This is a genomic window from Streptomyces sp. NPDC058239 (assembly GCF_042882185.1).
Classification (GTDB): Bacteria; Actinomycetota; Actinomycetes; order Streptomycetales; family Streptomycetaceae; genus Streptomyces.
This window is the reverse complement of the sequence record NZ_JBHVWS010000083.1, coordinates 23,145-31,324: the sequence shown is the minus strand read 5'-3', so window position 1 is coordinate 31,324 and position 8,180 is coordinate 23,145. Positions and strand designations below refer to the sequence as shown.

Sequence of the window (8,180 nt, the reverse complement as noted above, 5' to 3'; positions counted from 1 at the left end):
ACTGAACTTCCTACGCTTCTGTGCCACGTGCTCTCTCCGCCGTTCTGGACTTCGATCCTATGGGGACCGCTGTCCGAGAACTTCGGGGCGCCTCAATGAGCTCATCCGTGACCTCTCACGCCAGCTGGTGTGGGCTTCTCCTGACGTCGAGCATATCGGTTCCACATCCGTGCCGGGGCTGGACGCAAAACCAGTCATCGACGTGCAGGTGGGCTGTGCGTCCGCTCATATCCCAGCTGTTGTCGAAGCCATCCAGGGTTTGGGATGCGAGCCTCTTGGACCCGCCGGTGTCCCGGGACGTGAATACCTCAGGAGGCGCTCCGCGCACCCGGCCAACGTCCACGTCATGGAACGCAACGGGCAACTGTGGAAGGACAACCTTCTTTTCCGGGACTTCCTCATTGCCCGTCCAGATCTGGCACGGCGATATGCCCGCACCAAATATGAAGCGGCGGACCGAGCCTCCACTCTGCTTGCCTACTCCGCGCTCAAATCACACACCATTGCTGAGATCACGACTGCAGCCCGTCAGGCCGGCTGACCGTCAAGAGGAGTGTCACGCATCAAGCAGCGGTGGCAGATGAGGTTGGCCGCTATGCCGTTGAAAGCGAGGAAGTGTCCGGGCCTGCGTTCCTGGCGGCGGTGCAGGCGGCGGCAACCGATGGTGGGATGCACAGATCGCATGCGCCATTCCGGGCCTCGGTGCGGTTCGAAGCCCGTCGGGCGGCCTCAGATTACGGTGTGCGGTTCGTGTGCCAGCGCAAGAATGCGCCGCGCGCGGTCCAGCACCGGCTTGTCGACCATCTGCCCGTCGACCGTGGTCACCGAGTCACCGGCGTCGAGGACGGTACGTGCCCACCGCAACTCCTGCGCCGAGGGGGCGAACCCGTGGGCGACCGCCGGGATTTGGGCCGGGTGGATGCAGAGCTTGCCGGTGAAGCCCATGCGCCGGGCGTGAGCGATGTCGATACCCAGCAGGTCCGTGTCCCGCACGGCGGTGGTGACGCCCTCGACCGGCGGGCAGATGCGCGCCGCGGCCGAGGCGGCCACCAGCCTGGAGCGTGCGTAACTCAGTGCCGCCTGGTCGTCGTGGGCGATACCGAGCTGCGCGGCCAGGTCGACGTTGCCGAAGGCGGCTCGGGTGACACCGGGAGTGGCGCAGACCTCGTTGGCCCGCTCCACACCGAGGGCCGTCTCGATGAGGGGGATGACATCCAACCGCCCCGCTGTGCGGGCGATGATATCCGCGAGTACGGTCGCGTCTTCGGCCTTGGGCACCATGACCGGGCAGGCGTGCGCGGCCACCGTGCTGAGGTCTGCCTCGGACCAGGGGGTCCCGGGAGAATTGATCCGTACGATCGCCTGGTTGCCGAGGGCGAGCCAGGCGGCGGCGCTGTCGCGGGCGCGGTCCTTGTCGGTTGGTGCGACCGCGTCTTCGAGGTCGATGATGACGAGATCGGCGCCGGAGGCGGCCGCTCTGTCGAAGCGGTCCGGTCGGTCTCCCGGCACGAACAGCAGGCTCCGGGCGGCGGTGATGCGGTCGTGGAGCAGGGTCATGCGAAGGTCACCTCGGCCGTGGCGTGCCATGCCTCCCGGTGGGTGGCGATGAGCAGCTCGACGTGTCTGTCCGAGGGGGTGCCGCAGGCCACCAGGTGTTCGCCGGCGAACACCGGCCGCCGGAGCCGGTACGACAGTGAGGTCACCTGCCGTTCCGGGGCATGGCGGTGGGCCAGTTCCAGCATGAGCAGGGCCAGCAGAGGGCCGTGGACCACGAGGCCGGGGTAACCCTCTTCACCCTGGCAGTACGGGGTGTCGTAGTGGATTCGGTGGGCGTTCGCGGTCAGGGCGCTGAACCGGAACAGCAGCGCCGGGTCCGGGCGCAGCGGAAGCTGCCAAGGGACGTCGGTGTCCGGGGAGGCCGACTCGTCGACGCCGGCGGGGTGCTGTCCCTCGCTGCGTCCGGACCGGTAGACGATGTCCTGCTCCTCGACGAGGCATGTGCGGCCGTGCTGCCGGAACTCGCGGCGCTCGGTGACGAACAGCATCCCGCCGGTGCGGCCGTGCTTGGGGGTCACCGAGCTGAGGCTGCTGATGCGTTCGGCCGGTTCGCCGAGACGGAGCGGTTCGGTGATCTCGCAGCGGACGCCGGCCCACATGCGCTGGCGGTGGGGGATGGGGGGCAGGAAGTGGCCGTTCAACGGGTGGCCGTCGGTGCCGAGTTCCCGCCCCGCGGGCCAGTCCAGGAAGTAGAGCCACTGCCACAGCGGGGGAAGCGGGTCACCGGCCTTGGCGGCGGCGGGCAGGTCCCGGGCCGCCGACAGGGCCGCGACCGGGCCGGCAGGCAAGGGGTCCTCGTCCGTGACGGGTCCAGGAGTCCATGACTCCACGTACGAGGTGAGCGGGGGTGGGGGCGACTGCATGGTCTCTCAGTCCTTGAAGTCTGTCCGTCGTTGCGTGCGGCGGAGAGGGGAGTGGGCGGGCCCGGTCAGATCAGTGGGGCCGTCGCCGAACGGACCTGCGCGGCGGGCGCCCCGGTCGGCTCTTCCAGGGGGGAGTCGCGGGACGGTTCCCGCACCAGGAGTGTGGCCAGGAAGGTCAGCGCGATGCATCCCGTGACGTACCAGAAGAAAGTGGTCTCGTGGCCGCCGTTCTTCAGGCCCAGAGCGATGGGCTCGGTCAGCCCACCGAAGGTGGCGGTGACCAGGGCGTGGGGGAGTCCCACACCGAGCGCCCGCACCTTCGTGGGGAACATCTCGGCCTTGACGATGGCGGCAAGGGCCGAGTACCCGCTGACGAAGGTGATGGCGCCGGTCATCAGGAGGAAGGCGACCCATGGATTGCTGGTACTGCCGAGGACGGTCATGATCGGGACGGTGAGCAGAATGCCACTGACGGAGAAGATGAACATGACCGGACGGCGGCCGATGCGGTCGGACAGGTGGCCTGCGAGCGGCTGCATCAGCATGTAGATGAACAGAGCGACGAAGCCGATGACGGAGAGGCGTCGACTTGGGGATGCCCGCTGTGTTCACCAGGTACTTCTGCAGGTATGTCGTGTAGGTGTAGAAGGCGACCGTGCCGCCGATGGCGAGCCCGAATACAGCGATGGACTGGCGCGGGTACTCGGTGAACAGGGCGCGCAGGCCCTTGCGTTCCTTGACGGCCGGACCAGATACCGGAGACTGTGCCGTTGACAGCGGCTTCGAGGTCGGCGTCGGCGAAGACGATGTCGGGTGTCTTTCTGCCGAGTTCGAGGCTGACGTGCTTGAAGTCGCGAGCTGCGGCCTCGTTGATGTGGCGGCCGGTGGCGTCCGCTGATCTGGCCGTGCATTTCGGTGAAGAGCTTGCCGTTGTCACGGACTTCGATCTCGGCGAGGCGACGGGCGTTGTCTGCGACGGTGTCGCCGAGGCGTCGCAGCAGGGCGCCGCGCGCGCTGGCGCTCAGCTCGGCCCAGGGGCCGTTGTGAAGGGCGAGGTGGGCGGCTTGGACCGCGTCGTCGACGTCCTGCGGACCGCCTTTGGCGATCTCGGCGCAGGGGTTGTCGGTGGGGAACCATTCGCCTCCAGCAGCCTTGCGGCTCGCCCTGTCGATGAACATGTCGTAGCGCTGCATGGGGAATCTCGATTCAGCGGCCCGTTGAGGGCGGGCGGGCTCTGACCTGGCGCGCAGGGGCGAATGCGGGCCGGGCCGTCCTGCGGCAGGCGGGACGGCCCGGCCCGCGTGGTCGTTGGAGGCCGACCGCGGGTCAGAAGGTGCTCAGGCCCAGCGCGGCGCGGAAGGAGTTCTTGTTGGCCATGCCGTCACGGGGCGGCAGGGCGTGCGGCGGCTCGTCGGTGTCGATCAGCACCTGCGCGTACGTGGTTGCCGAGCGCGCCTGGATACGGGCGGCGAGGTCCTCGACCTGGGCGGCGTCGCTGATTCGTACGGTGCCGCGGATGCCGAAGCCCTGGGCGACGGTGATGAGGTCGGTGCCCAGGCCGGTGTGGCTGGGCTGCATACCGGTTTCGCCGAAGTGCGCGTTGTCCAGCACGACAACGCTGAGGTTGGGTGGCAGCACGGCGCCGATGGTGCCCAGCGCGCCGATGCCCATGAGGGCGTGTGTCTGACTCATCCGATGCGACTCCGCTGCTCGGTCGGCTCAAGGTGCCCGTCATCATGAGCTGTGATGGATGAGGTTGAACAATAGAAAGACGTGATGACTGCATGCCCTCCCGGCATGTCATGTGGGTCTCGTGGGCTACGGCGGCTCGTTGAGGAAGGCGGTGACCAGCGCTCTTGCTTCGGAGCGGCACTCTTCGAAGTAGGCGTGCCGGGTGCCGAGGAAGACGTGCGCCCTGGCGCCGGGGATGCGGGCGGCGAGCAGCGGGGGGCTGTTCGGCGGGGTGAGGCGGTCCTGGGCGCCGTGCAGGATCAGGGTGGGCATGCTGATGCGCGGGAGCGCGTCCCAGACGTCGTGCTCCTTGCCGGCCACGAGGTGACAGCGCCGGGCGTGCGCCGGCATTCCGGGATCGCCGAGGGTGGTGGCGGCGCGCCAGGCGGGCGAGTACACGAGGTCGACGAGAGCCTGCCGTGCGGCCTCCGGGTCGGCCTGGGCCGGCAGCAGGGGTGCTCGTGAGCGCTGAGGGGCAGGCGCATGAGGTCACTCTGTGAGGGAGTCGGTTCCCTTTACCTGGGCAGAAGGCCATCTGCCCTGGGCGACTGCCGAGTTGACCTGGCGGACCAGCTCGCGGGCGACGACCTCCACGGCGGGAGGGGTACGGCCGGACCGCGGAGTGCCTAGGACGACCGAGCGCCACACCTCGGGTTCGCGCAGCGGCGCTGCGCTCAGAGTGCCGTTGGCGACATCGTCGGCGATGCCCAGGCCCGGCAGGACGGTCCAGCCGTGCCCGGCCAGCACGAGTTGCTTCTGCACCCGCATGGAGTTGGTCTGCACTGCGACGTCCATGGCGGCTCCGGCCCGTACCGCCCCAGCGTCGATCAGCCTGCGCAGAGCATGCCCGGACGCCGGCATCACGAGCGGGTGGGCTGCCGCTTCCGCGAAGGGGACAGGGCGGTCGGCCCGCAGCCCCGCCGAGGGCGGGGCAACCGCCCACAGGTTCTCGCGTACCAGCGGGCGGGCATTGAGCGACGGCGTGCTGTCGAGGTTGTAGAGCAGGCTCACGTCGAGGTCGCCGTCGTCGAGCCATTGCTGCAGATGCCCCGAGTAGGCGGTGATCAGGCGCAGTTCGACGCCGGGGTGCTCGCGGGCGACGGCTGACACCAGCGGCTCCGCGAGCAGGTCGCTCGTGCTCTCCAGCAGCCCGACACCGACGATGCCCGTCACCACGCCGGGAGTCGGCTGAACCTCCGCGCGGGCCCGCTCCAGCTCGTTCAGGGCACGTCGCGCCCGGTCCACCATGATCGCGCCGGCATCCGTGGGCCGCATGCCCTGCCGGGTCCGCTCGAAGAGGGGGACGCCCAGTTCTTGTTCCAGGGTGCGGATCTGCCGGGTGACCGCGGGCTGCACCAGGTGCAGCAGTTCCGCGGCGCGCGTGACGCTGCCCGCCTCGGCCACCGTGACGAGTGCCTTGAGCTGCTTGACGTCCACGGTCTTCCCTCCACCGCCATCCGAGGCAGGCATGCTGTGATCACGAATTGGTATTTCACTCGCGGTGCCATGAATGTTCATGATGGCACTTCCGGTACGGGACCGGACCCCGCCACCCTCCTGGAGGTCACCTCATGACCGAGCTCCCCGAGCACCTGCCGCTCTCCGGCATCACCGTCGTCAGCGTCGAGCAGGCGGTGGCTGCTCCCTTCGCCACCCGTCAACTGGCCGATCTCGGCGCTCGCGTGATCAAGGTGGAACGGCCGGGAGGGGGCGACTTCGCCCGCCGGTACGACACCACGGTGCACGGCGAGTCCAGCTACTTCGTGTGGCTCAACCGGTCGAAGGAGTCCGTGACGCTCGACCTCAAGTCCGGCCGGGGGAGGAGGGTCCTGGAGCAACTGCTCGCCGGGGCCGATGTGTTCGTGCAGAACCTGGCCCCCGGCGCGGCCGCGAGGATGGGCCTGGGCGCCGAGGCCCTCGCGGAACGCTTCCCGTCACTGATCCCGTGCTCCGTCTCCGGCTTCGGATCCAGCGGCCCGTGGGCCGGCCGCAAGGCATACGACCTGCTGGTGCAGTGCCAGACCGGGCTGGTCTCACTCACGGGGAACGAGCACGGCCCGGCCCGAGTCGGCGTGTCGATCGCGGACATCGCCGCCGGCATGTACGCGTACTCCGGCATCCTCACCGCCCTGTTCACCCGAGCCACCACCGGTACCGCCCGCGCCGTGGAGGTCTCCCTGTTCGAGGCGCTGGCCGAGTGGATGAACCAGCCCGCCTACTACACCCGCTACAGCGGCACCCAGCCCCCGCGCCTCGGCACCCAGCACGCGACCATCGCCCCGTACGGCGCCTACACCGCCGCCGACGGCAAGGACGTGCTGTTCTCGATTCAGAACGAGCGTGAATGGGCGGCCCTGTGCGAGCGGTTCCTTGGTCTGCCGGGACTCGTCGGCGACGCCCGCTTCGCCACCGGATCCGCCCGCGTGGCCCACCGGGAGGCACTCGACGCGATCGTGGCCGAGCGGTTCGGTGAGCTGACCGGCGCCGAGGTGATGCAGCTTCTGGACGAGGCGGGCATCGCCAATGCCGGTGTCAACGACATCGAGCAGTTCCTGGCCCACCCGGTGCTCGGCGCCCGGGATCGCTGGCGCGACGTACGGATTCCCGGGGGAGCCGTTGTGCCTGCTCTGCTACCGCCGGCGGACCTGGCCGGGAGCACCCCCCGCATGGACGCCGTGCCCGCCGCCGGGGAACACACCGAGAGCATCCTGGCCGAGCTGGGATACAGCGATGCCGACATCAGCGGCATGAAGGCCGACCAGGTCATCTGAAGTGCCTGTCCACAGGCGTCAGCAGCATTCATGTCACTCAACGAGGAGCGTCACAGCATGAGCACTCTCGACATCCTGTCCGAGGATGAGCAGTTCGTCGTCAGCACGGTGCGGGACTTCGTCGACAAGGAGGTGAAGCCGGTCGTCCAGGAACTGGAGCACTCCAACACCTACCCCGAGGCCCTGATCGAGCAGATGAAGCAGCTCGGCATGTTCGGCCTCGCTGTCCCTGAGGAATACGGCGGCACCCCCGTCACCATCCCTTGCTACGTCCTCATCACCGAGGAACTCGCCCGCGGCTGGATGAGCCTGGCCGGCGCGATGGGCGGCCATACCGTGGTGGCCAAGCTGCTGATCCACTTCGGTACGGAGGAACAGAAGCGCCGCTACCTGCCGAAGATGGCCACCGGCGAGATCCGGGCAACCATGGCCCTGACCGAGCCGGGCGGCGGTTCGGATCTCCAGGCCATGCGTACCGTCGCCCGCAAGGACGCGGACGGATATCTGATCAACGGGGCGAAGACCTGGATCACCAACTCCCGCCGGTCCGGGCTGATCGCCCTGATGTGCAAGACCGACCCGGCTGCCACCCCGGCCCACAAGGGCATCTCCATCCTGCTCGTCGAACACGGGCCCGGCCTGACGGTCTCGCGTGACCTGCCCAAGCTCGGATACAAGGGCGTGGAGAGCTGCGAGCTGTTGTTCGATGACTACCGGGCGCCGTTCGACGCCGTACTCGGCGGGGTCGAGGGCAAGGGCTTCGCGCAGATGATGAAGGGCCTGGAGACCGGACGTCTTCAGGTGGCGGCTCGCGCGCTCGGAGTCGGCCGGGCGGCACTGGAGGACTCGCTCGCCTACGCCCAGGAACGCGAATCCTTCGGTCGGCCGATCTGGAAGCACCAGTCGATCGGCAACTACCTCGCCGACATGGCCACGTCGCTGACCGCCGCCCGCCAGCTCACCCTCTACGCGGCCCGGGAGGCCGAGGCCGGTCGTCGCGTGGACATGGAGGCCGGCATGGCCAAGCTCTTCGCCTCCGAGACCGCGATGCAGATTTCCCTCAACGCCGTACGGATTCACGGCGGTTACGGCTACTCCACCGAGTTCGATGTCGAGCGCTACTTCCGCGACGCCCCCTTGATGATCGTGGGGGAAGGTACCAACGAAATCCAGCGCAATGTCATCGCGAGCCAGCTCGTCAAGCGCGGAGGTCTCGATGCATGAACATCGTTGTCCATGCGGACGCCTCAAGGTTCAC

10 protein-coding genes and 1 pseudogene are annotated in these 8,180 nt (G+C 68.5%); 3 read left to right on the top strand and 8 right to left on the bottom strand.

Translation table 11 applies throughout. The annotated features are described in order from the left end of the window. Window position 1: 1 nt before the first annotated feature. Window positions 2–541 (top strand): GrpB family protein, encoded by a 540-nt coding sequence (locus ACFVYE_RS43970; RefSeq protein ID WP_389609120.1) that lies wholly within the window; start codon window positions 2–4, stop codon window positions 539–541. Window positions 542–729: 188 nt separating this feature from the next. Here the strand turns inward: ACFVYE_RS43970 and ACFVYE_RS43965 are convergent, their stop codons facing one another. The 8 genes and pseudogenes from ACFVYE_RS43965 to ACFVYE_RS43930 all read right to left on the bottom strand — a co-directional run bounded on the left by ACFVYE_RS43965 (window position 730) and on the right by ACFVYE_RS43930 (window position 5,588). Beyond that, complete coding sequence (locus tag ACFVYE_RS43965; protein ID WP_383972831.1) at window positions 730–1,557, bottom strand: HpcH/HpaI aldolase/citrate lyase family protein; 828 nt, start codon at window positions 1,555–1,557, stop codon at window positions 730–732. Further along, on the bottom strand, window positions 1,554–2,420 hold the full coding sequence (locus tag ACFVYE_RS43960; protein WP_389609118.1) for a hypothetical protein: 867 nt from the start codon (window positions 2,418–2,420) through the stop codon (window positions 1,554–1,556). The genes ACFVYE_RS43965 and ACFVYE_RS43960 overlap by 4 nt, the downstream gene beginning before the upstream one ends. 65 nt (window positions 2,421–2,485) lie before the next feature. After that, window positions 2,486–2,992: an MFS transporter gene (locus ACFVYE_RS43955; RefSeq protein WP_383972857.1), complete on the bottom strand. Its 507-nt coding sequence runs from the start codon at window positions 2,990–2,992 to the stop codon at window positions 2,486–2,488. After that, window positions 2,959–3,357, bottom strand: coding sequence for an aldehyde dehydrogenase family protein (locus tag ACFVYE_RS43950; protein WP_383972855.1), 399 nt, complete (start codon window positions 3,355–3,357; stop codon window positions 2,959–2,961). The genes ACFVYE_RS43955 and ACFVYE_RS43950 overlap by 34 nt, the downstream gene beginning before the upstream one ends. A gap of 16 nt (window positions 3,358–3,373) precedes the next feature. After that, window positions 3,374–3,598 (bottom strand): annotated as a pseudogene (locus ACFVYE_RS43945) (aldehyde dehydrogenase family protein); the annotation flags it as partial. A 148-nt stretch (window positions 3,599–3,746) separates the two neighbouring features. Further along, window positions 3,747–4,112 (bottom strand): hypothetical protein, encoded by a 366-nt coding sequence (locus tag ACFVYE_RS43940; RefSeq protein WP_389609116.1) that lies wholly within the window; start codon window positions 4,110–4,112, stop codon window positions 3,747–3,749. A 126-nt stretch (window positions 4,113–4,238) separates the two neighbouring features. Further along, window positions 4,239–4,550 (bottom strand): alpha/beta fold hydrolase, encoded by a 312-nt coding sequence (locus tag ACFVYE_RS43935; RefSeq protein ID WP_389609114.1) that lies wholly within the window; start codon window positions 4,548–4,550, stop codon window positions 4,239–4,241. Window positions 4,551–4,640: 90 nt separating this feature from the next. Then, a complete protein-coding gene (locus ACFVYE_RS43930; RefSeq protein WP_383973392.1) occupies window positions 4,641–5,588 on the bottom strand; it encodes a LysR family transcriptional regulator in 948 nt (315 codons plus the stop codon). Between the two features lie 134 nt (window positions 5,589–5,722). Between ACFVYE_RS43930 and ACFVYE_RS43925 the strand changes: the two genes are divergently transcribed. Together ACFVYE_RS43925 and ACFVYE_RS43920 are read left to right on the top strand one after the other, a co-directional pair. Further along, a complete protein-coding gene (locus ACFVYE_RS43925) occupies window positions 5,723–6,922 on the top strand; it encodes a CaiB/BaiF CoA transferase family protein (protein ID WP_389609112.1) in 1,200 nt (399 codons plus the stop codon). 57 nt (window positions 6,923–6,979) lie between these two features. Further along, on the top strand, window positions 6,980–8,146 hold the full coding sequence (locus ACFVYE_RS43920) for an acyl-CoA dehydrogenase family protein (RefSeq protein ID WP_383973390.1): 1,167 nt from the start codon (window positions 6,980–6,982) through the stop codon (window positions 8,144–8,146). Window positions 8,147–8,180: the final 34 nt, after the last annotated feature.